Annotated in this window: 1 protein-coding gene; it reads right to left on the bottom strand. The window is 48.4% G+C overall.

Annotated features, from left to right (window positions below; translation table 11 throughout):
- Positions 1–548: ABC transporter substrate-binding protein (locus R7R24_RS29635; RefSeq protein ID WP_318120579.1), on the bottom strand; the 548-nt coding region annotated here is incomplete at both ends.

Genomic DNA, 548 nt, shown 5'->3' with positions numbered 1-548 from the left:
TGGCCCATCATCATCACGAAGTAAGGTACAGCTGTATCTAGCTCAACCACTAGAGTGTGGTCATCCACAGCTTTAACACCCAGCTCGCTCTTGTCTTTTTTGCCAGCAACGATGTCTTTCGCATTCTTCATCTTGGTGTATTCCATGTACCAAGCGTATGGAGAAGCCGTTGCAGGGTCGACAGCACGTTGGAAACTGTAAACGAAGTCACCTGCTGTTACAGGATCGCCGTTTGACCATTTCGCGTCTTTGCGTAGGTGGAAAGTGTATGTTTTGTTGTCTTCAGTTTCCCAAGATTCTGCAACACCTGGGATAGTGTTACCGTCTGCGTCTTGGTTTACTAGGCCTTCAAGTAGGTCGCGAATCACGTGAGATTCAGGAACACCTTGAGATTTGTGAGGGTCTATTGTCGCAACTTCTGTACCGTTACCACGCACCAATTCTTGAACTGCTGCTAGTTTCGGTTCTGAAGAATCAGTTTTTGCTTCTGGTGCAGGTGCCGGCTGAGCCGCCTGTTTTTCTTCTGGCTTATTGTCGCCACAACCCGC

The organism is Vibrio sp. 704, assembly GCF_033339295.1.
This window is presented reverse-complemented; position numbering and strand designations above follow the sequence as displayed.